Here is a 20,598-nt window from a genome sequence, read left to right as displayed (position 1 = left end):
GGCAGCTTGCCTGGCGGCCCATCCTTCGAGACGCCCGCCTGCGGCGGGCCCTCAGGATGAGGTCGCGTTTGCTGCGAGATCCCAGACCCTCATGGTGAGGAGCCCGCCCAAGCGGGCGTCTCGAACCATGCAGGCCGAGCTCTCCCGGCAGCCTTCAACTAATTTAAGCGACAGGCTTGGGCTGGTTCAGTACTTCGGCTCGTACATCTGCGACCGGACCAGGCCCTTGACGTCGTTGGGCGCGGGTCCGTCCGAGAGCCCGCGCTGATAGGCGACATCCGCAACGGCCGCCGCGATGAGGACCGAGACCTCGCGGATGCGAGGCAGCGCAGGATAGAGGCTGCCCTGATCGAGGTCGTCCTTGCCGACACAATTGGCGAGCGTATGGGCTGCCGCCATGAACATCTCGTCGGTCACGAGCCGCGAGCGGCTGGCGATGACGCCAAGACCGACGCCTGGGAAGATGTAGGAGTTGTTGCCCTGCCGCGGCACGAAGGTGCGGCCATTGAGCTTGACGGGATCATAGGGACTGCCGCAGGCGAACAGCGCACGGCCCTCGGTGTAGCGATAGGCATCCTCCGCCGAACATTCGGCCTTCGAGGTCGGGTTCGACAGCGCGAACACGATCGGCTGGACGTTGAGCTCGGCCATCGCCTTGAGCACGTCGGGCGTGAAGGCGCCACCGACCGCGGCAACGCCGATGATGGCCGTCGGCTTCAGCGTCTTGATCGCGGTGAGGAAGTCGGCGATCGGCGCCTGATCCGTGTGGGCATAACGGAGCTTGTGCCCAGAGAGGCCAGCGCGGCCGCCGACGACGAGGCCGCGGGAATCCACCAGCCAGTTGCGGCGGAGCGCCTCGGCTTCCGTTGCGCCCTCCGCCATCATGGCGGAGACCACGAGATCGGCGATGCCGGTTGCCGCCTCGCCCGCGCCGAGGAACAGGATGCGCTGATCCCTGAGCTTGCCGCCGTTGACGCGCAACGCCGAGAACAGGCCGGCGAGCGCAACCGCTGCGGTGCCCTGGATGTCGTCGTTGAAGACGCAGGCTTCATCCCGGTATTTGTGCAGCAGCTTGAACGCGGAATGGTTGGCGAAATCCTCGAACTGGATCAGCACGCCGGGAAAGGCCTTTCGCGCGGCGGTCATGAACTCGTCGACGAAGCTGTCATAGGCTTCGCCCGTGAGCCGCCGCTCGCGCAGGCCGAGATAATAGGGATCGTTGAGCAGCTCTTCATTGTTGGTGCCGACGTCGAGCACGATCGGCAGGCAATGCTCGGGATGCACACCGGCGCAGGCCGAATAGAGCGCGAGCTTTCCGACCGGAATGCCCATGCCGTTGGCGCCGAGATCGCCGAGTCCCAAAATGCGCTCGCCGTCGGTGACGACGATCAGCTTGGCCGGATAAGGCCAGTTCTTCAGGATCTCGGCGATCTGGCCGTGATCGCGCGAGGAGATGAACATGCCGCGCGGCCGCTGGAAGATCAGGCCGTATTTCTGGCAGGCGAGCCCGACCGTTGGCGTGTAGATGATCGGCTGGATCTCGTCGATGTTGTCGACCACGACGCGGAAGAACAGCGCCTCGTTGCGGTCGTGCAGCGCATTCAGCGCGACGTATTTTTCCAGGTCGGTCGGCAGCGTGCGCAGATTGGTCAGTATGCGCTGAGCTTGCGTCTCCATCGTCAGCACGCAAGGCGGCAGCAGGCCGCGCAGGCCGAGCGCGGCGCGCTCCACCTCGGTGAAGGCCGTGCCCTTGTTAAGCAGGGGATCGCGCAGCAGCGTCATGCCTTGCGCGGAATCGGATGAGGTCGGTTGGGCGCTGACCCGAGCAGGTCTATTCACGAAATCCCCCAGGGAGTTTCTTATTGAAGGGCAAACATTGTCGGCCAGCGCTCCCTTGAGATCAAGGACGTTGCCCCTCAGGCCGCGATTGTGATCTCGCACCGCAGCGAGATCTTCGTGCGGATCGGTAGTTGCGCACTGCGCAAAGGTTAACGTCGTGCGACTCTCTCGCTCCTCATGGTGAGGAGGCGCGTTAGCGCCGTCTCGAACCATGAAGGCCCTCGCTCGCGGCCATCCTTCGAGACGGCCGCTGCGCGGCCTCCTCACGATGAGGGAAGCGCTTGTGGCCCGCGCAGCTACTCGGGCTTGATATCCGCAGCCTTTACGATCGGCCACCATTTCTCGGTCTCGGCCTTCTGGAAGGCGCCGAGGGCGGTCGGCGATTGCTGGTCCACCGGCGGAATCTCCTGGCCAAGTTCGGCAAAGCGCTGCTTGACGGCGGGATCGGCAAGCGCCGCGACAATGGCCGCGTTGAGCTTTGTGACGATCTCCTTGGGCATGTTCTTCGGTGCCCAGATGCCGTGCCAATAGGAGATGTAGAGACCGGGCAGGCCCGCCTCGTCGACGGTCGGAATGTCAGGCGCGGACGCGAGCCGCGTGGGCGATGTCACCGCGAACGCCTTGATCGCGCCGTTCTTGTATTGCGGCAGCGAGTTCGAGGCCTGGTCGAACATGATGTCGATCTGTCCGGCGACGAGGTCGATCATGGCGGGCCCGGCACCGCGATAGGGCACAAACTGGAAGTCGGTGCCGGTCTTCTCCTTGAAGAAGACGCCGGCGACATGCGCGCCGGTGCCGGCGCCGGCGGTCCCCGCGGTGGCCTTGCCGGGATTGGCCTTCAGCCACGCGATCATCTCTTTCAGATTGTTGGCCTCGAGCGACTTCCGGCCGACGATCAGCTGCGTGCCCATCGCGACCAGCGCCACCGGCTCGAAATCGGTGACCACGTCATAGGGCAGCTTCAAGATCCCGCCGTTGAGTACATGCGTGCCCCAATGGCCGATGGTGATCGTCGTGCCGTCAGGCGTTGCCCGCGCGACACGGGCGCCCGCGATGCTGCCGGAGGCGCCGGCGACGTTCTCGACCACGATGGTCGCATGCAGTTCGGCCGCGATCCGTTCCGACAGGATCCGCGCCAGCGTATCGGTCGGCCCGCCGGCCGCGAACGGGACCACCAAAGTGATGGGGCGGGAGGGGAATGGCTGCGCGTGGCCGGGTGCGCTCCATGCAGCACATCCGATCAACGCGCAAATGACGATCACATGACCGCGCAATCCGGCCCACAGCCCCCGCATCACTCTCTCCCAAGCTTCTTGTCGCCCGCATGTCATCAGCGGACTGGAGGGCGAGTGAACGCTGCCGCGTGAGCGGAGGCAAGCCGGAAATTTGCGGCGCTGTTATCCGGCCGCCCGCCGCGGCGTCAGATTGGTCGCGACATCGGCCGGCGGCGCGATCTGCATCAAGATGGTCTGGGTCGCGGATGCGACCTCGATGCCGTGCTGCTGGAAGCGCTGCTTCATGCGGCGGTTGAACTCGCGCTGGACCGGCCAGCGTCCGGCTTCCGTGCAGCGGATCTGGCCGACGATCGACACCATCGCGCCATCGACCTTGTCGATGCCCCAAAGCTCGAGATCGCCGCGGATCAGCGGGCGGAATTCGCTCTCACGGCGCATCTCCTCGACGATGTCCTTGAGAATCTGGCCGGCGCGATCAGTGTCTTCCTTATAGGCGACATTGACACTGACGGAGGCATTGCCGGCGCCGCGGCTGGCATTGGTGATGGTCGTCACCGCGCTGAACGGCACGATGTGCACGGCGCCGTCGCCGGCGCGCAGCCGAATGGTGCGGATCGAGACGTTCTCGACCACGCCTGACAGGCCCGACACGCTGACGGTGTCGCCGACCTGGACCGTATTCTCCAGGAGCAGGAACAGGCCGGTGATGAGATCCTGCACCAGCTTTTGCGAACCGAAGCCGATGGCAATGCCGACGATGCCGGCACCGGCGAGCAGCGGTGCGACATTGACGCCGATTTCGCTCAGCGTCGTGAGCCCGACGACGGTGGCGATCAGGCACAGCAGCGCCGTGCGCAGCATCGGCTGGAAGGTGCGCAGGCGTGCCGCGCGGGCATAATGTCCGTCGCGCGACAGCGTATTGATCTGCCGGTCCAGCAGCGCATTGCTGGCTTCCCAGATTGCCGCAGCGATGGCGACGGCGATGCCGATCGTCGCCACCGCCGAGAGCAGCCGGCTGCCGATCTGGCCGCCATAGAACCAGACGATGGCATCGACGCCCCAGACCTCGAGCACGGCGACGAAGCCGATGAAGGCAATCACGCCGGATACGATCTTGCGCAGCAGCGGCAGATAGCGGTTGGCGCGAATCTCCAGTCCCGGAAAACGCTGGAGGATTTCCGGCTGGATGCGGAAGCCGCGGTCGATCAGGCTCAGCGTCACCATGATCGCGACGCGCGTGATCAGCACCACCGCGATGGTGCCGACGAAATATTGCAGCAGCAACGAATAGCCGTTGCGGATGTTCAGCGCCCAGACTGCCCACAGCGCCAGATCGAGCGCGATGGCCAGATAATGCCAGCCACCGGCGATGCGGTTGCGCAGGCGCGCCGCGAGCCCCTGCCGGTCGGCCGGCGCGCGGATGGCATCGGCGACCTGACGTCGGCATTGCAGGATGATGACGACGACGAAGAGATGAACGACCAGCATCACCATGCGCACCAGCGCTGCGTAGCCGGCGCGATGCAGGCCGAGCAGCAGAGCCACATTGGCAAACGCAATACCGGTCACCGCGACGCCGACGATGCGGCGCGCCCAGATCTCGATATAGGCCGCGGTCTCGGCGCGCACCGGAAACAAGCCGAACGGCCCGGCCAGCGCACGGACGACGCAAATCAGCCCGCGCGAGAACGCATACGCGTTGACCACCGCGAGGATCACGAGGCGGACGGTTGCGGGTTCGCCGATCTCCGTTCCAAGCAGTGCGGTCGCGAGGCTGACGAAAACGACCACCGGGAGGAGTTCGAACAGCAATCGTCCCAGCACGAAAGGCAGCCGCAGCAACAGCTGCCAGACACGCGCGAGGCTGTGCCGGCGCTTGTGCAATTCCGGTTCGGGCGTGACGTCGGCGACCGATGACGGTGGATCGGCGATGGGCAGCGCCTGCGCTGGCAGGCGCGCGGTTTGCGGCACTCGGCCTTCGAGGAAAGCGACCGGACGCCGGATCAGGCGGACAATCACCCATTCGGCCGCAAGCGCGCAGCCGAACACCAGAGCCAGCTTCCAGGCGATCTCGATCAGGAGATTATAGGCGTCAGGATCATTCGCGGTCCGCACGATCCAGTAATAGAACGCCGGAAAATGCGTGAGCGTCCGCGCCATGTCGGCAACATCGCGCGATATCTCGCCAATCTCCTCGGACACCGTGAGCAGCAGCTGCGCGCCGAGGCCGTCAGCCGATAGCGGGATCGGTGACTTCTGCTCGGGCGCAGGCGACGCAGGCTGCTGCGGACCGGATGCATTCGCGATCGCGCGCAGCGTATCGATCATTTGCGCGCGCTTCCTGTCGTCCTGAAGCGTCTCCAGCGCCCGCCTGGCTTCGTCAGGCGACAGTACGGCGGCATTGCCGGGCGCCGGACCAGCCGACTCGGCGCGGACGGCGGAGAGCGGCGAGATGGCGAAAAAGAAGGCGGCGAGAAGCGCCGAGGCAAGCTTATGCGACACGCGGATTCCCCAAAATAAATGAAATGCGCCGGCGGAATCGTGACCGCGCGAAGCACTGCGTCATGCCGGATCAGCGCTATTCGCTCTGATCATGTGTCGGAAGTTTGCCGATCAGGCGACCATCTCTTGGCATTTGCTGCAACGCAGATGTGATGGAACCCGGCGGTGGTCGGTGTCGCAAAAGCATGCGAGACTACCGTGGGAATTCGGGGGACATCACATGACAGATTTCGATCGGCGCCAGCTCGTGCTTGCAGGAGCTGCGATCGTGCTCGGCACACGGGCTGCGATCGCGCAGAACGGACCCGCCTTCGCCTATCGCGGCATCACGGTCGACACCAGCGCCGCGCAGAGCCAGCCGAACCTCAAGGAAGTTGTCGCGTCGCTGAAGCATCAGATCGATATCGTCGTCCAATGCGGCGCGAAGCCCGAGATCATGACCTTCTTCAAAAGCCAGCCGGTCTCGGTCAAGCCCGGACAGGGCGACGGCGGCGGACACTTCTCGTCCAAGGTCGAGGGCGTCACGGTTGACTCGGCCGTCGTTGCGCCGGAGAAGCCGGTGCTGCTGCACGAGCTGCTCCACGCCTATCATTTTCGCGTCCTGCCGGGCGCGTTGCAAAATCCGGATCTCGTGCGCTTCTACGGCATCGCCAGGCAGAACGAGCTCTATCCGCCCGATTCCTATGTGCTGAAGAACGTGCAGGAGTTCTTTGCGGTGACGGGAAGCCTCTATCTCTGGGGCAATGTCGACCGTCCCCCCAACAGCCGCGCCACGCTGCAGGAGAAGCAGCCGGTCTATTATCAATGGCTCGGTGATCTCTTCGGCGTGCGGAAGAAAGCTTAGTCGACGCGACCGATGCAAAACGCACAGCGCCGGGCAGGTAGGGGCTCTGCCTCACTGACTGCAGCCCACTAAACCTTGACCCGGCGTGCCGTTCGCGGTTTCCGCCGCTATGCGATAGTCCGAACGAGCTCCATCGCACTTAACGCGGCTGGATTTGCGGAGGTGGCGTCATAGACCTCCCCTTGCTCTTGAGATGGACGTTACGCGTCGCTTGTTTGCGACCATCAGCATGCTCCTCCCGTGACATAAAACTGTCAAGCGCGGATCATTGGCCTGAGGATCACATTTGCGGGGCGGTTCCGCGACCACTGACCACATCAGAGCGCGGAATAAATCCCTCTCGGCTGAGGTGAAGAAGGCGGCCAATGCCGGCAAATGCTTCGACACCGCGATGAAGGAAGTGAAGCTGCCAAAACACGAGAAGTGGGCGAATTACGAAGCGAGCCTGCCCGCCAATGTCGAACGCTTTTGCTACTGATGGGCCGGAGGTACTGAAGGTCACCGGCGCGATGGTGACGTCATGCTCCTGTTTTGCCCGACGGGTCAAATAGAATTCGCAAATTCAGAATATTATTTGCGCCAGCAGTCAAGCTATCTTCGGCTACTGTGCATGGGGTTGTTTTCGAGAAATCGTAGGGTGGGCAAAGGCGCTCTTGCGCCGTGCCCACCATCTCTCCCAGATGAAGATTGGTGGGCATGCTTACGCTTTGCCCACCCTACGAGGGCGGAGGTCGATCGCAGATCGCTGCGCCTTACCGCTTGCCCTTCCCCTCCCGCTCCAGCGCCTTGCGCACGTTGTCGAACTCCGCGAGCGAGGCCTTGTCGGCACGGGGAAAGCGCAGGTCAAGTTTTTCGAGCTCCGCCACGATCACGGAGCCGATCACCACGCGGGCGAACCATTTGTGGTCCGCGGGCACGACATACCATGGCGCATGCGACGTTGCCGTGTGGCGCACGATGTCCTGATAGACCGCCTGGTAGCGCGACCATAAGGCGCGCTCCTTGATATCGTCCATCGAGAACTTCCACTGCTTGGCCGGCTCCTCCAGCCGGCCGAGGAAGCGCTCGCGCTGCTCCTCCTTGGACACGTTGAGGAAGAATTTCAGCACCAATGTGCCGTTGCGGCAGAGATAGCGCTCGAAGGCGGAGATGTCCTCGAACCGCTCCTTCCAGATGTTCTTGGTGACGAGCCGCGGCGGCAGCTTCTCTTTGGCGAGGATCTCCGGGTGCACGCGCGTCACCAGGCATTCCTCGTAATGCGAGCGATTGAAGATGCCGATATGGCCGCGCTCCGGCAGCGCGACGACGTGGCGCCAGAGGAAATCGTGATCGAGCTCCTTGCTGCTCGGCGCCTTGAAGGCCGACACCTCACAGCCCTGCGGATTGATGCCCTCGAAGATCGCCTTGATCGCGCTGTCCTTGCCGCCGGCATCCATAGCCTGGAACACGATCAGCACCGACCAGCGATCCTGGGCGTAGAGCTTCTCCTGGAACGCGATCAGCCGTTTCTTGTTGGCGTCGAGAATCTCCTGCGCCGCCTCCTTGTCCAAATCGCCCTTCTCGTTGGTCTTGTAGTCTTTCAGGTGAAACTTGCCGGACCCGTCGTGCCGGAATGGCGTGATGTAGCGGTCAAGTTCCTGGGCGAGCGGTTTGGACGGCTTTTTGCTCATGAGCGCGGGGCACCTTGCGTTGCGACTTCAATCGGTCGAGCAGGCTACCAAGGATGCCTTTCGGAAGGAATATGATGAAAAGCACCAGCAGCACGCCGTAGACAAGGTTGTCCCAGCCGACCGCCCTGGTGCCGAAGCCGATGCGCAGGGTTTCCGCGAGCAGGATGGTGATGACGGCGCCGACAGTCGGACCGAGCGAGACGAACAGGCCGCCGACGATGGCCGCGAACACCATCTGCAGCGACACCGCGATGCCGGAGACAGTGTCGGGTGTGATGAACATCTGGTACTGGCAATAGATGGCGCCCGCCAGCGCCGTCATCACAGCGCTGATCAAGGTGATCTTCAGTTTTTCCGCGGTGACGTCGACGCCGGCGGCAGCAGCCGCGTCCTCGTCCTCCGAGATCGCCTCGAGCGCGTAGCGGCTCATGCTGCGATCGATCAAATGCCAGACGACGATGCCGCCGAGCCAGACCGTGAGCGCGACCAGATACCAGCTGGTCTTGTCGTCGAATTGCAGCGCCAGCAGCTTGCTGCCAGAGGCACGGTTTGGCGTGTAGCCGAGCGAGCCGCCGGTGTAGTCGCGCGTGGCCGTGATGACCTGGAGCACGATGCCGGAGAGCGCGAGCGTCACCAGCACGAAATAATGCCCGGTGATGCGGAAGCGGAAGCAGGGATAGCCAACGATCAGCGCCAGCGCACCGGCCGCGACCATGCCGACGGGAATGCCGATCCATGGCGAGAGGCCGAGATGATTCCACAACAGCGCGGTGACATAGGCACCGATCCCCATGAAGCCGCCATGGCCGAGCGAGACCAGGCCGAACCGCCCCATCATCGACCACGACGTGTAGGCGAACGACCAGATCAGGATCAGCACCAGAATGTGCAGATGATAGGGATCGCGATAGACGAAGGGCAGCGCGACCAGCGCGGCCAGTCCTATCCCCCACGCGACAAGCCGGCCCTGCCCCATCATCGGCGCCTCGCGAGCAGGCCCGCGGGCCGGATGAACATCATGACGATGAAGAAGGCGAAGGCGAGCACGTATCCCCATTCGAGATCGGAGAACAGGCCGCCGAGCGAGATGATCTCGGCGAACACGAACGCCGCGATGAAGCCGCCGATGAAGTTGCCGAGCCCGCCGAGCACGCAGATCAGGAAGGTGATCGGCCCGAAAGAGAGGCCGACGAAGGGGTGCACGTCATATTGCAGCACCAAGAGGCAGGCGGCGAGCCCCGCCAACCCGCCGCCGATCGCGGAGGTAATGAGATAGATGCGTTTGGTGTCGACGCCCATCAGCGCCATGATCTGGCGGTCCTGCGAGATGGCGCGGATCGCGGTTCCGGTGAAGGTGCGCGTCATGAACAGATAGACCGCGACCATGCCGACCAGCGCCGCCAGGAACGATAGAAGTCGCGCGTAACTGAAGTTCATGTCGCCGAAGGCAAGCACCGGCAGGCGGATGCCGAGGTTGCGGAAGTCGATGCCGAAGGCGACGGTGGCAAAGCTCTGCAGCACGAACAGCACGCCGCCGGTTGCGAGCAGCTGGTTGATCGGCGGCGCGGTCAAGAGCGGCGCGATCACGAGATAATGCAGCAACGCGCCGAGGACCGCGACCAGCAGGATGGTCAGCGGTGCTGCGATGAAATAGCTGATGCCGTAATACTGGACCATGAAATACATCGCATACATGCCGATCATCACGAGCTCGGCGTAGCAGATCCAGGTCACGTCGATGACGCCGAAGATCAGGTTGAGCCCGAGCGCCAGCAGCGCCAGCACGCCGCCGAGCAGGATGCCGTTGATCACGGCCTCCAGCAGATAAATGTCGAAAATGTCCAGGAATGCCTGCATATGCCCTGCCCGCCCTCACACCCCGAGATACGCCTCCTTGACCGTGGTGCTTAACAGCATCTCGGCCGAGGTGCCTGAGGCGCGGATCGTGCCGGCCTCGATCAGATAGGCCCGGTCGACCACGCGCAACACCTGCTGCACGTTCTGCTCGACGATCAGCACCGTCAGCCCGTTGGCGCGGATCCGTTTGACCAGCTCGAACACCTGCTGCACCACGACCGGCGCCAGCCCTGCCGAAGGCTCGTCGAGCAGCAGGAGTTTTGGATTGGACATCAGCGCGCGGCCGATCGCGCACATCTGCTGCTCGCCGCCGGACATGGTGCCGGCCATCTGGTGGCGGCGTTCCTTCAGGCGCGGAAACAGGTCGAACACGACCTCCAGCCGCTCGGCGTAGTGGGCGCGCGCCTCCTTCATGAAGGCACCCATCTTCAGATTGTCGTCGACCGAGAGTTGCGGAAACAGCCGCCGATTTTCCGGGACATGCGCAATCCCGAGGCTGACAATCTTGTGCGAGGGCGTCGCCACGACATCGACACTTTCCATTTCGATCGCGCCACGCGAGGGACGGATCAGGCCGGAGATGACGCGCATCAGCGTGGTCTTGCCCGCGCCGTTCGGGCCGATGACGCCCACAGCCTCGCCGGCCCTGACGTCGAGATTAACGTCGAACAGTGCCTGGAAGGTGCCATATCCGGCGTTGACGCCGCGAAGCTCCAGCATCATTGGCCTCCCGCGCGGCGGCGCGCTTCGGCGGCCGCGGCCTGCGTGGTCTCGGCATCGGTGCCGAGATAGACCTCGATGACGCGCGGATCGCCCGCAACCGCGCTCGGCAGCCCTTCCGAAATTTTTTCGCCGTGATCGAGCACCATGACTCGGTCGACGACGCGCATCAGCACGCCCATGATGTGCTCGACCCAGATGATGGTGATGCCGAGCTCGTCGCGGATGTTGCGCAGCATGTCGGCCGCCTGGTCCATCTCGGCCTCGTCGAGGCCGCCGAGGCTCTCGTCAGCCAGCAGCAGCTTCGGCGCGGTCGCGAGCGCTTTCGCGAGTTCGAGTTTCTTCAATCCGGCCGCGCCGAGGCCGTCGACGCTGGCGTGGCGATCGGTCGGCAAGCCCACCATCGCAAGCGAGCGCTCGGCCGCCTCCTCGGCCTTGATGCGACTGTGGCGGCCCTGGCCGTAGAAGCCGGCGAGCGCGACGTTTTCGAAAATAGACAGGCGGCGAAACGGCCTCGGGATCTGGAAGGTGCGGCCGATGCCGCGGTTGATGATCCGGTGCGGCGCCAGCCCCGCGATCTCCGAGCCGTCGAACAGGATCGATCCGGAGCTCGGCGCCAGCGTGCCCGAGAGCATGTTGAAGATCGTGCTCTTGCCCGAGCCGTTGGGGCCGATCAGGCCGAGAATCTCGCCCTGATCGACTCTGAACGATACGTTGTTGACGGCGCTGAAGCCGCCAAACCGCTTCACCAGTCCGCTGACCTCCAGCACCGCCTCCGCTCCGCTGCTACTGATTGCTGTAGGTGGTGCCCTTCGGCAGCGGCAGCACGGCTTCGCGCTGCGCCTGGCTCTTGGGCCACACCACCGAGGACTTGTCATCGATGTACTGGATCACGACCGGGAACGAGCGCTCGTTCTGACCCGCCATCGGCGTGCCCTCGCCATAGAACTTGACCCCGAAGCCGAGCATGGTGCCGCCCTCGGGGATGTCGGTATCGAGCGCTGCCTTGCGCAGCGCCTCGGGATCGACCCCGCCATACTTTTTGATCGCACGCGGCAGGACATCATCCATGAACACGTAGGTGTTGGACGCGCCGATGCCGACATGAGCGGAGCGGATGGCAACGCCCGGCCTGATCTTGTCGAACTCCTCGCCGACCATCTTGATGACGGGCGCAAGCTTCGGGTTCATGGTCTTTGGGTTGGCAAGCCAGATCGAGATCGGATCGGTGTTGAAGATGTAGCTCGCGTCGGCGCCCATCCCTTCCTTCAGCTTCTCGTAGACGCCGTAGCCGGCGCCATGGCCGACCAGGGCTGCAAACTTCAAGCCATGCTCGCGCGCCTGCCGCAGCAACAGCGTGATATCAGGGTTGTAGCCGGTGTGAAAAATGACATCGGGCTTGGCGCGCTTCAGCTTGGTCACCAGCGCGGAGAGGTCCGGCGCGGTCGCCGAATAACCCTCCTTCAGCACGATGTTGAAGCCGGCCTTCTTCGCCCCGGCCTCGTTGCCCTTGGAGACGTCGACGCCATAGGAGCCGTCCTCGTGGATGATGGCGACGCGGAGGTCCTTCGGTTCCTTGCCCAGCTTCGCCTGGGCATTCTGCGCAATGAAATCCATCGTCATCGCACCGAACTGATCGCCGCTGGCCTGCGGGCGGAACACGTATTTGTAGTTCTTGTCGGCGAACACCGCGGACGAGATGCAGGTCGTCATCCACATGAACTTCCTGAGCTGCTCGACACGGGCGGCAACCGGCACGCATTGCGCCGAGGAGAAGAAGCCGAGCACCATGTCGACCTTCTCCTGCTCGAGCAGGCGGACCGATTCGTTGATGGCGATGTCGGGCTTGCTCTGCGCGTCGGCATAGACCGCCTCGACCTTGTAGCCCTCGACGCCGGTCTTGCTGAAATGGTCGAGGATGATCTTGGTGCCGAGATATTCGAGCTCGGAGCCGCCGCCCGCAAGCGGGCCGGTCAGGTCGAAAATCACGCCGATCTTGATTTTCCTGTCTTGAGCTTTGTCCTGAGCTTTGTCTTGGGCTTGGACCGAAACGATCAAGCCCATCGCTGCAATCGCGATCAAAAGCCCACGTACCAAACGGGCAGCCATGCGCAGGCGCATCTAAACCTCCCTGGACGATTGTGCATTGCAATTTTTGGTTTTGCTTTTTCGTCCATCACATGGGCTGGACCGTGCGATGTCAAGCCTCGCGCGTCAGCGCGAGGCGAACTGCTGCGCGATGAAGGCCGTGACATATCGCGGCATCGTCGGCATGAGATCATCCATTCCGCGCACGAGATGGATGGCGGAAAGCTCGGGCTCGTCCTGCTCGGCCAGATTGGCTTCAATCCGCGCGCGAGCCGCCTCACCCGGCATATCCAGGTTGAGGATCTGTATCATTGCAAGTGCGCTGCCGGTGATGACACAGTGCCAGTCCGCATCCGCGGAATAATCGCCAGGCAACAGGCCGGTCTCCTCCTCGAGCTCGCGGACGACGCTGCCGGGAATGTCGAGCGTGCCGTCCCTGACATCGTCGAGGTCGGGCGTACCCGACGCGAAGTAAATGCGTCCGGCATTGGCCGTGTGATGTGCCATCTCGCCCATCACGAAGGCGCCGTCGGAGGTGCGCAGCGCCCCCATACCGAATCCGTTGAATACGGCCGGATCGGGAAAACCCCAGTCGCGCCAGGCCAGGAAGCTCGCGAAATCCGTCTCGAAATAGGTCGCGGCGAGATGACCGTCGGTGAAGACGGCATCGCGCCCGAGCAGGACCCGGCCGTTCCAGATTCTCGGCCGCGCACGCTGTTGCTCGGCGAAATGCGCCTCGATCTCGGCGCGCCGCTCCTCGGCGAACGGCCAGACGAGGGGGCGCACGGCAAGGTCAAGCGCCGTAACGCGATGAATGGTCGGTGACGTCATGACACCTGTTACCAAGCCTTCGCGTCAGTTATTTGGCGCTCCCCGTCGTCTTCTTGGCCTGGTCGACAAACTTGTTGGTAAACGTCTTGCTGACGTCGATCTTGGCATTGGCCACCTCGGGCGAACCGACGCTGAACACCGCGAGCACGGCGTCGGCGCCCTTCGGATCCATCTTGCCGGTCTCGGAGAACATCGGGATCGTGTTCTTCAGCGCGGCCAGATAGAGGTCCTTGTTCTTGCCGACCATCTCGTCCGGCATCTTGGCCATGATCTCTTCGGGCGAATGCGAATGAATCCAGGCGATCGTGGCCAGCATTGCGTTGGTCAGCGCCTGCGTTTCCTTCTCATGTCCATTGATCCAGGCCACAGTCGAGTACAGCGCGCCGCCCGGATATTCGCCGCCGAAGGTCTCGAGCGTGTCTTTTTGGGTGCGGGTGTCGCTGAGGATGCGCAGATCCTTGTGGCTGCCCTGGAGCACGGTCACGGAGGGATCGAGCATGACCGCGGCGTCAATCTGGCCCTGCTCCATCGCCGCCACCGCCGTGGCGCCGAGGCCGACACCGATCACGGCGGTGTTGGCGGGATCAACCCCGTTCTTCTTCAGAAGATATTTCAGGAAGAAGTCGGTGGAGGAGCCGGGCGCGCTGACGCCGACCTTCTTGCCGGCGAGGTCCTTGACCGACCTGATGTCCGCCGCGTGCGAGGGCGCGACCACCAGCACGAGGCCGGGATAGCGGTCATAGACCACAAAGGCCTGAAGCTCCTGCTTCTTGGCCGCCAGGTTGACGCAATGGTCGAAGTAGCCAGAAACCACGTCGGCGCTGCCGCCAAGCACGGCCTTGAGCGCGTCCGAGCCGCCCTTGAGGTCGACCAGCTCGACATTGAGGCCAGCCTTCTCGTATTCGCCGAGCTGCTTGGCCAGCACCGTCGGCAGATAGCACAGGCAGGCGCCGCCGCCGACCGCGATGGTCACCTTGCTTTGCGCTGCGGCAAGACCGGTGGTCAGCGTCAGCGCGAGCAGCGCGCCGGCGAGCCTGGCAATCGTGTTCTTCATTGGTTTCCTCCGTTCGGCCGGCGGCACCATAGAGCAGGGGGACAGGCTTGAGAAGGCGACTTACGCATACGTCTATCCTCTCCCGTCTGCTGCGGTCGGCCGCCAAACCAATAGCCTTCGCTCCACCAGAGTCACGCCAGAATCGATCAGGATGACGAAGGCCGACAGCACGAACATGCCGGCGAACACGCCGGCGACGTCGAATATGCCTTCGGCCTGCTGGATCAGATAGCCGAGGCCTGCCGCCGATCCCAGATATTCGCCGACGACGGCGCCGACCACAGCGAAACCCACAGACGTGTGCAGTGAGGAAAACATCCACGACAGCGCCGACGGCCAATAGACGTGCCGCATCAACTGCCCCTCGCTCATGCCGAGCATGCGGCCATTGTCGAGCACGGTGCGGCTGACCTCCTTGACGCCTTGGTAGACGTTGAAGAACACGATGAAGAACACCAGCGTCACGCCGAGCGCGACCTTGGACCAGATGCCGAGCCCGAGCCACAGCGCGAAGATCGGCGCCAGCACGACGCGCGGCAGTGCGTTGGCCATCTTCACGTAGGGGTCGAACACCGCGGCAACCAGCGGCTGCCGCGCAAACCAGAAGCCGACCAGCACACCGGCAACCGAGCCGATCACGAAGGCGAGGATGGATTCCCAGAGCGTGATTGCGAGATGCTTCCAGATCACGCCGCTCGCGAACCACTTCACGATCTGGCTGAACACATCGACGGGATTGGAGAAGAAGAATGGCGGCAGCAGGATCTTGCCGAACACCGGCACGGTCGAAAGCAACTGCCACAGCGCGATGCAGACAACAGCGACCAGGACTTGCAGCGCAAGCAGCGTGACGCGCGACATCAGACCGCCTCCGCCGCGTGGGTGGATTGCGCGTAGCCCTTCATCACCTCGTCCTTGAGTACGCTCCAGATCTCGCGATGCAGCGCGTGGAACTCCTTGTCCATCCGCACCTCGAAGATGTCGCGCGGACGGGCGAGCTGCACGCGCCAGTCGCCGATGATGCGCGAGGATGGCCCCGCCGACATGATCACGACGCGATCGGCGAGCGCGATGGCTTCCTCGAGATCGTGGGTGACGAACAGCACGGCCTTGCGGTCGGCATTCCAGAGATCGAGCAGCAGATTGCCCATGACCTGGCGCGTCTGCGCATCGAGCGGCCCGAACGGCTCGTCCATCAGCAGGATCTTTGGGTCGCGGATCAGAACCTGCGCCAGCGCCACACGCTTGCGCTGGCCGCCGGAGAGCATGTGCGGATAACGGCCCGCAAAGGCGCCGAGGCCGACAGAGGTCAGCCATTTCTGCGCCTGCGGGAGCACCTCGCTCCGCGGCGTACCCTTGATCTCGAGCCCGATCGCGACATTGTCGAGCGCGGTCTTCCAGGGGAACAGTGCATCGGCCTGGAACAGATAGCCGGCGTCCCGGTTCAGCCCCGCGAGCGGTCGATCAAAAATCTTGACACTGCCGGCGGCCGGCTTGAGCAGCCCGGCGGCGACATTGAGCAGCGTGGATTTTCCGCAGCCGGTCGGGCCGACAATGGCGACGAATTCGCCCTGCGCGACCGCGAGATGGGCCTTCTCCACCGCCGTATAGACTCGCCCGTCTCCCAGCCGGAACGCAACCTTGGCATCTTCCAGCGCCACTGCCGTGGGCGTTGTCATGTGTTCCCTCCGAACTACGACCGATGCCTTAGCCGCTCGCGCGGCCAAGTTCAATCAACCGGCCAAGCGTGCTACGCATGGGCCTCGACCACCCACCCTCCCCTGGAGGGCAAGCGAGCTGAGTGCACGTCTGATGCCTTCCAGGCCGATGATTGCTTATGCGCACGTCACCAAGAGCTTCGGCCCCCTCAGGGCGGTCGACGATTTGTCGCTCGACATCGCAGAGGGCGAGTTTCTGGCCATCGTCGGCGGCTCGGGCTCGGGCAAGACGACCCTGCTGCGTCTCGCCAACCGGCTGATCGAGGCCGACGGCGGTACCATCACGGTCGAAGGCGAGGACGTGCGAAACGTCGATCCGGTCGCGCTGCGGCGCCGGATCGGCTACGTCTTCCAGAGCGGCGGGCTGTTTCCGCACTTGAGCGTCGCCGACAATATCGGGATCACGCCAAAGCTGCTCGGTGCGCCCCCAGCCGAGATCATGGCTCGCATCGACGAGCTCATCGAGCTCGTGCAGCTCGACCGCGCCTCCCATCGTGACAGGCTGCCGGAGGCACTCTCGGGCGGGCAGCGCCAGCGCGTCGGCGTGGCGCGGGCGCTCGCAGCCAAGCCCCGCATCGTGTTGATGGACGAGCCGTTCGGCGCGCTCGACGCCCTCACACGCGATGCGCTCGGTGAGGATTTTCGCGAGCTGCACCGCAAGCTCGGCCTGACCACCGTGATGATCACGCACGACATGACGGAGGCGATTTTGCTCGCCGACCGCATCGCGGTCATGCGCGGCGGCAAGCTGCTCGCGCAGGGTACCCCGGCGGAACTCTCGAAGAGCAGCGATGCCTATGTGCTGGAGCTGCTGCGCACGCCGCGACGCCAGGTCGAGCGGCTGAACGCGCTGCTACCGCAGAGCGGTGCCGCATGATAACCGATCCGCGCTGGGGCGAGGCGCTGTCGCATTTGCCCGACTACCTCGGCAATCATGTGCGGGTGAGCCTCGCCGCGCTCGCGCTTGGCCTCGCCGTTAGCCTGCCGCTGGCGATCCTCACGCGAAATCGCCCGGCGCCACGCGCCGTCCTGCTCGCGCTCGCCAGCATCGTACAGACCGTGCCGGGGCTGGCGCTGCTCGCGCTGTTCTATCCGCTGCTGCTGCTCGGCGCGTCCGTGACGCTGAAATGGTTCGGCGTCTCCTTCTCCGCGTTCGGATTCCTGCCGGCGATGCTGGCGCTGGCGCTCTATTCGATGCTGCCGGTACTGCGCAACGGCATCACCGGGCTCAACGGCATCGACCCCGCGTTGATCGAAGCCGCCAAGGGCGTCGGCATGACGGAGCGGCAGTCGCTCGTGATGGTCGAGCTTCCGCTGGCACTGCCGGTGATGATGGCGGGCATCCGCACCGCCGCCGTGTGGGTGATCGGCACCGCGACGCTGTCGACTCCGATCGGACAGACCAGCCTCGGCAATTACATTTTTGCGGGGTTACAGACACAGAATTGGGTGTTCGTGCTGTTCGGCTGCGTTGCCTCGGCCCTGCTCGCGCTGGCCGTCGATCAGCTGCTTGGCCTGATCGAGAGCGGCCTGCGCAATCGCAGCCGCCTGGGCGCCGGGCTCGGCGCGATCGGGATCGCGGCACTGGTCGCGGCGACATTGGTGCCGACGATGGGACGCTCGTCGTCCGGTTATGTGGTCGGTGCAAAAACCTTCGCCGAGCAATACGTGCTCTCGGCCCTGCTGAGGGACCGCCTCCAGGCAGCCGGTCTCTCCGCCACGGCGCGGTCCGGTCTCGGCTCGAGCGTGATCTTCGGGGCGCTGAAGGCCGGCGACATCGATCTCTATGTCGACTATTCCGGCACGCTCTGGGCCAACCAGTTGCACCGCACCGACATCAAGCCGCGTGCAGAGTTGGTGGCAGATTTGAAGACGGCGCTCGCGAAGGACAACATCACGCTGCTCGGCGAGCTCGGCTTCGAGAATGCCTATGCGCTGGTGATGCCGAAGAAGCGTGCCGACGCGCTTGGCATCCGCACCATCGCCGATCTCGCCGCGCACACTTCGACCATGTCGATTGCTGGCGACTACGAATTCTTCTCGCGGCCGGAATGGGCGGCGCTGCAGAAAGCCTATGGCCTTCAGTTCAGCGCGCAGCGCCAGATGCAGCCGGATTTCATGTATGCGGCGGTGGCGAGCGGCGAGGTCGACGTGATCGCCGGCTACACCAGCGACGGGCTGATCGCGAAATACGATCTCGTTGCGCTCGACGATCCCAAGCACGCGATCCCGCCTTACGATGCCATCCTGCTGCTGGCGCCGAAGCGTGCCGGTGACGAGCGGCTCAAAGCGGCGCTGAGCCCGCTCCTCGGCAAGATCGACATCGCCACCATGCGTGAAGCCAATCTGCGCGCCAGCGGCAATGACGCGAATTCATCACCGGATGCGGTGGCAAAGTGGCTGTGGGGGAAGGTGGGTGGGCAATAAGGCCAACTACAGCCCCCTGATCGTCCCCGCATTGATCAGCAGCCGGTTCAGCCGCCGCGCCTCGGCGCCGTCCTTGCAGCCGTAGAAGATGCCCTTGCAGCGGAGCATTATCGCCCTCTGCTCCGCGAAGGACGGATCGAGCGGAATGCCCGCGGCCTCCTGGATCACCAGCGGTAGATAGGGACCGTCGACCGTGTCCATCACCGCGTCGCTCTTTACCGGCTCGAAATTGACGGCGTCGATCGCATAGTAAGTCGCATAGAGCCGTGGATCGTAAGCGTCGAGCTTCTTGCCGATCGCGCCTTCGTCGAGCCCGGGCTCGAGCAGATTGGGCGCGAATTCGGGCTGGTGATCGCCATAACGCACAATCAGGAAGGGCTCGCCCGGAAAGTTCTTCTTCAAGCCCGCAATGAAGGACTTGTATTGCTCGGCGCTCATCGCCTGCCGGCGCAGATATTCGTCAATGGACGGTGCGTTGCCCGGCGCGCGCCAGTTCGGCACCAGATCGGGGCGGAAGCGCGTCTCCCAGGGGAAATGATTGGCGCCGAGATAGATGAAGCTGAACAGCGGCTTGTTCGGCGTCCGCTCGCCCATCAGCCGCAGCGCCTTGTCGTAGAAGAAGCTGTCGGGTTCGACGTCCTTTGCGCCGAGATCCCTGGAGTCGAGGAAGCGCTCGACGCCGGTCGTCACCTGAAAGCTGCGCGCGCCCATGAAGCCGCCATAGGCGGGATACAGCGATAGGGTGTCGTAGCCGCAGCGGCGCAGCGCCAGCGGCAGGCCGCGCTCGACCCGGCCCGAGGCAATTCGCGTCACGAAATAGGCGAAACGGCCGAACGAGCGCGAGGAGAGACCCGCAAGCACGTTGTATTCGGTGAACCAGCTCGGCCCGCCATTGCTCTCGGCCAGGAATGTGCGCTCCTTGCCGTCCCAGGACTTGAAGTGGCTGCCGTAACCCGGCGGCACCTTGATGCCCTGTGCGGCGCGGATGTCGAAGCTCGATTCATCATGGATCATGATGATGTTCGGCCGCCGGCCGGCCGGATGGCAGGCGTCGACCAGCGGCATGTTGAGCCGCTCGTCGGTCGAGGCGGCCGACTCCATGAAACCGTGCTGCGCGAAGTCGGAGACCGCGGTGACGCCGGAGCGGAAGAACTTCGAGAGATAGCCGTCGTCGTAATAGCCGCGCCAGGCTTCGTCCGGATGATAGACGGAATAGCCGACCAGCCCCGCGAGACAGGCAAGCATCGCGGCAAGTGCCGGCAGGCGGCGGATACGGAACGGATCGAGCCACCACAGCGCATACATCAGCGGCAGCGTGGCCAGGCCGGTCCCGATCACCGACCAGCGCAGGTTCGGGAAGATCGTGAACAGGAACGCGACCGTGTCGCGGTCGATCATCATCAGGTCGATGAAGTTGGCCGTCATCTGCACCACGTCGTGCTTGAGCCGCGACAGCAGCACCAGCACCACGACCATGGTCAGCGACAGCGCGCCCGACAGTGCCGGCCGGCGCAACAGCGTGATCCAGAAGAAGTTGAGGATACCCCAGGCGAACAAGAAGCACAGGCGCGAGCCGAAATCGGTCTCGGTCTCGTACATCAGCGCAAGCGCTGCGAAATGAGGCGCGGCAACTGCAAGCAGACGCCAGATGCCGAGCGCGGCGACGCTCACCAGGACGGCGGTGGTGGCGGAAGGACCTGGATTGGGCGCGGACGCCATCGACGACACGCAACAGCTGGTCCGGCGGGTGGTGCGAAGCCGTCTGACCGGCCTACGGCATTCGGCGCAGCCGGAAAGCCTGCGTCGCGTCACA

General features: G+C 64.0%; 18 protein-coding genes. 4 read left to right on the top strand and 14 right to left on the bottom strand.

Annotation, left to right across the window (positions count from 1 at the left end; genetic code table 11):
- Nucleotides 1–186: 186 nt before the first annotated feature.
- From YUA_RS0104520 to YUA_RS0104510, 3 genes are all read right to left on the bottom strand, one after another.
- Complete coding sequence (locus YUA_RS0104520) at nucleotides 187–1,839, bottom strand: NAD-dependent malic enzyme (RefSeq protein ID WP_084292092.1); 1,653 nt, start codon at nucleotides 1,837–1,839, stop codon at nucleotides 187–189.
- 296 nt (nucleotides 1,840–2,135) lie between these two features.
- Entirely contained in the window at nucleotides 2,136–3,134 is a 999-nt protein-coding gene (locus YUA_RS0104515) for a tripartite tricarboxylate transporter substrate binding protein (RefSeq protein ID WP_027529603.1), read from the bottom strand.
- A gap of 102 nt (nucleotides 3,135–3,236) precedes the next feature.
- A complete protein-coding gene (locus YUA_RS0104510; protein WP_027529602.1) occupies nucleotides 3,237–5,576 on the bottom strand; it encodes a mechanosensitive ion channel domain-containing protein in 2,340 nt (779 codons plus the stop codon).
- 220 nt (nucleotides 5,577–5,796) lie between these two features.
- On the opposite strand from YUA_RS0104510, the gene YUA_RS0104505 reads away from it, so the two are divergent.
- Both YUA_RS0104505 and YUA_RS47780 read left to right on the top strand, forming a co-directional pair.
- Complete coding sequence (locus tag YUA_RS0104505; RefSeq protein ID WP_027529601.1) at nucleotides 5,797–6,420, top strand: hypothetical protein; 624 nt, start codon at nucleotides 5,797–5,799, stop codon at nucleotides 6,418–6,420.
- Between the two features lie 286 nt (nucleotides 6,421–6,706).
- Nucleotides 6,707–6,898 carry a hypothetical protein gene (locus tag YUA_RS47780; RefSeq protein ID WP_084292090.1) on the top strand — a complete coding sequence of 64 codons (192 nt, stop codon included), beginning with the start codon at nucleotides 6,707–6,709 and terminating at the stop codon, nucleotides 6,896–6,898.
- A 274-nt stretch (nucleotides 6,899–7,172) separates the two neighbouring features.
- On the opposite strand, the gene YUA_RS0104495 is transcribed toward YUA_RS47780, so the two are convergent.
- The 10 genes from YUA_RS0104495 to YUA_RS0104450 all read right to left on the bottom strand — a co-directional run bounded on the left by YUA_RS0104495 (nucleotide 7,173) and on the right by YUA_RS0104450 (nucleotide 16,319).
- Nucleotides 7,173–8,090: a polyphosphate kinase 2 family protein gene (locus YUA_RS0104495; protein ID WP_027529600.1), complete on the bottom strand. Its 918-nt coding sequence runs from the start codon at nucleotides 8,088–8,090 to the stop codon at nucleotides 7,173–7,175.
- Complete coding sequence (locus YUA_RS0104490) at nucleotides 8,050–9,069, bottom strand: branched-chain amino acid ABC transporter permease (RefSeq protein ID WP_027529599.1); 1,020 nt, start codon at nucleotides 9,067–9,069, stop codon at nucleotides 8,050–8,052. The genes YUA_RS0104495 and YUA_RS0104490 overlap by 41 nt, the downstream gene beginning before the upstream one ends.
- Complete coding sequence (locus tag YUA_RS0104485; RefSeq protein WP_027529598.1) at nucleotides 9,066–9,947, bottom strand: branched-chain amino acid ABC transporter permease; 882 nt, start codon at nucleotides 9,945–9,947, stop codon at nucleotides 9,066–9,068. Before YUA_RS0104485 ends, YUA_RS0104490 begins: the two co-directional genes overlap by 4 nt.
- Nucleotides 9,948–9,962: 15 nt before the next feature.
- Nucleotides 9,963–10,667: an ABC transporter ATP-binding protein gene (locus YUA_RS0104480; protein WP_027529597.1), complete on the bottom strand. Its 705-nt coding sequence runs from the start codon at nucleotides 10,665–10,667 to the stop codon at nucleotides 9,963–9,965.
- Entirely contained in the window at nucleotides 10,667–11,437 is a 771-nt protein-coding gene (locus tag YUA_RS0104475; protein ID WP_027529596.1) for an ABC transporter ATP-binding protein, read from the bottom strand. The genes YUA_RS0104480 and YUA_RS0104475 overlap by 1 nt, the downstream gene beginning before the upstream one ends.
- A gap of 16 nt (nucleotides 11,438–11,453) precedes the next feature.
- The gene (locus tag YUA_RS0104470) at nucleotides 11,454–12,788 is read right to left on the bottom strand and encodes an ABC transporter substrate-binding protein (RefSeq protein WP_027529595.1); all 1,335 of its coding nucleotides are present in this window, start codon (nucleotides 12,786–12,788) and stop codon (nucleotides 11,454–11,456) included.
- Nucleotides 12,789–12,881: 93 nt separating this feature from the next.
- Complete coding sequence (locus YUA_RS0104465) at nucleotides 12,882–13,586, bottom strand: hypothetical protein (RefSeq protein WP_027529594.1); 705 nt, start codon at nucleotides 13,584–13,586, stop codon at nucleotides 12,882–12,884.
- A gap of 28 nt (nucleotides 13,587–13,614) precedes the next feature.
- On the bottom strand, nucleotides 13,615–14,640 hold the full coding sequence (locus YUA_RS0104460; protein ID WP_027529593.1) for an ABC transporter substrate-binding protein: 1,026 nt from the start codon (nucleotides 14,638–14,640) through the stop codon (nucleotides 13,615–13,617).
- A 72-nt stretch (nucleotides 14,641–14,712) separates the two neighbouring features.
- Nucleotides 14,713–15,501 (bottom strand): ABC transporter permease, encoded by a 789-nt coding sequence (locus YUA_RS0104455; protein WP_027529592.1) that lies wholly within the window; start codon nucleotides 15,499–15,501, stop codon nucleotides 14,713–14,715.
- A complete protein-coding gene (locus YUA_RS0104450) occupies nucleotides 15,501–16,319 on the bottom strand; it encodes an ABC transporter ATP-binding protein (protein ID WP_027529591.1) in 819 nt (272 codons plus the stop codon). Before YUA_RS0104450 ends, YUA_RS0104455 begins: the two co-directional genes overlap by 1 nt.
- A gap of 133 nt (nucleotides 16,320–16,452) precedes the next feature.
- Here YUA_RS0104450 and YUA_RS0104445 point away from each other — a divergent pair, with 133 nt between their 5' ends.
- Nucleotides 16,453–17,235 (top strand): ABC transporter ATP-binding protein, encoded by a 783-nt coding sequence (locus YUA_RS0104445; protein ID WP_027529590.1) that lies wholly within the window; start codon nucleotides 16,453–16,455, stop codon nucleotides 17,233–17,235.
- Complete coding sequence (locus tag YUA_RS0104440; RefSeq protein ID WP_027529589.1) at nucleotides 17,232–18,785, top strand: glycine betaine ABC transporter substrate-binding protein; 1,554 nt, start codon at nucleotides 17,232–17,234, stop codon at nucleotides 18,783–18,785. The genes YUA_RS0104445 and YUA_RS0104440 overlap by 4 nt, the downstream gene beginning before the upstream one ends.
- Before the next feature lie 6 nt (nucleotides 18,786–18,791).
- Here the strand turns inward: YUA_RS0104440 and YUA_RS0104435 are convergent, their stop codons facing one another.
- Complete coding sequence (locus tag YUA_RS0104435) at nucleotides 18,792–20,504, bottom strand: sulfatase-like hydrolase/transferase (RefSeq protein WP_027529588.1); 1,713 nt, start codon at nucleotides 20,502–20,504, stop codon at nucleotides 18,792–18,794.
- Nucleotides 20,505–20,598: the final 94 nt, after the last annotated feature.

This window comes from Bradyrhizobium sp. WSM3983 (assembly GCF_000473045.1).
Taxonomy (GTDB): Bacteria; Pseudomonadota; Alphaproteobacteria; order Rhizobiales; family Xanthobacteraceae; genus Bradyrhizobium.
The sequence above is the reverse complement of the archived record's forward strand: the minus strand, read 5'-3'. Positions and strand labels throughout refer to the sequence as shown.

Coding starts and splice junctions, on each gene's coding strand:
- YUA_RS0104490 (WP_027529599.1), bottom strand. CDS start 9,069: ATGATGGGGCAGGGCCGGCTTGTCGCGTGGGGGATAGGACTGGCCGCG.
- YUA_RS0104480 (WP_027529597.1), bottom strand. CDS start 10,667: ATGCTGGAGCTTCGCGGCGTCAACGCCGGATATGGCACCTTCCAGGCA.
- YUA_RS0104485 (WP_027529598.1), bottom strand. CDS start 9,947: ATGCAGGCATTCCTGGACATTTTCGACATTTATCTGCTGGAGGCCGTG.
- YUA_RS0104435 (WP_027529588.1), bottom strand. CDS start 20,504: ATGGCGTCCGCGCCCAATCCAGGTCCTTCCGCCACCACCGCCGTCCTG.
- YUA_RS0104495 (WP_027529600.1), bottom strand. CDS start 8,090: ATGAGCAAAAAGCCGTCCAAACCGCTCGCCCAGGAACTTGACCGCTAC.
- YUA_RS0104470 (WP_027529595.1), bottom strand. CDS start 12,788: ATGCGCCTGCGCATGGCTGCCCGTTTGGTACGTGGGCTTTTGATCGCG.
- YUA_RS0104445 (WP_027529590.1), top strand. CDS start 16,453: ATGCCTTCCAGGCCGATGATTGCTTATGCGCACGTCACCAAGAGCTTC.
- YUA_RS0104515 (WP_027529603.1), bottom strand. CDS start 3,134: ATGCGGGGGCTGTGGGCCGGATTGCGCGGTCATGTGATCGTCATTTGC.
- YUA_RS0104450 (WP_027529591.1), bottom strand. CDS start 16,319: ATGACAACGCCCACGGCAGTGGCGCTGGAAGATGCCAAGGTTGCGTTC.
- YUA_RS0104440 (WP_027529589.1), top strand. CDS start 17,232: ATGATAACCGATCCGCGCTGGGGCGAGGCGCTGTCGCATTTGCCCGAC.
- YUA_RS0104455 (WP_027529592.1), bottom strand. CDS start 15,501: ATGTCGCGCGTCACGCTGCTTGCGCTGCAAGTCCTGGTCGCTGTTGTC.
- YUA_RS0104460 (WP_027529593.1), bottom strand. CDS start 14,640: ATGAAGAACACGATTGCCAGGCTCGCCGGCGCGCTGCTCGCGCTGACG.
- YUA_RS0104505 (WP_027529601.1), top strand. CDS start 5,797: ATGACAGATTTCGATCGGCGCCAGCTCGTGCTTGCAGGAGCTGCGATC.
- YUA_RS0104465 (WP_027529594.1), bottom strand. CDS start 13,586: ATGACGTCACCGACCATTCATCGCGTTACGGCGCTTGACCTTGCCGTG.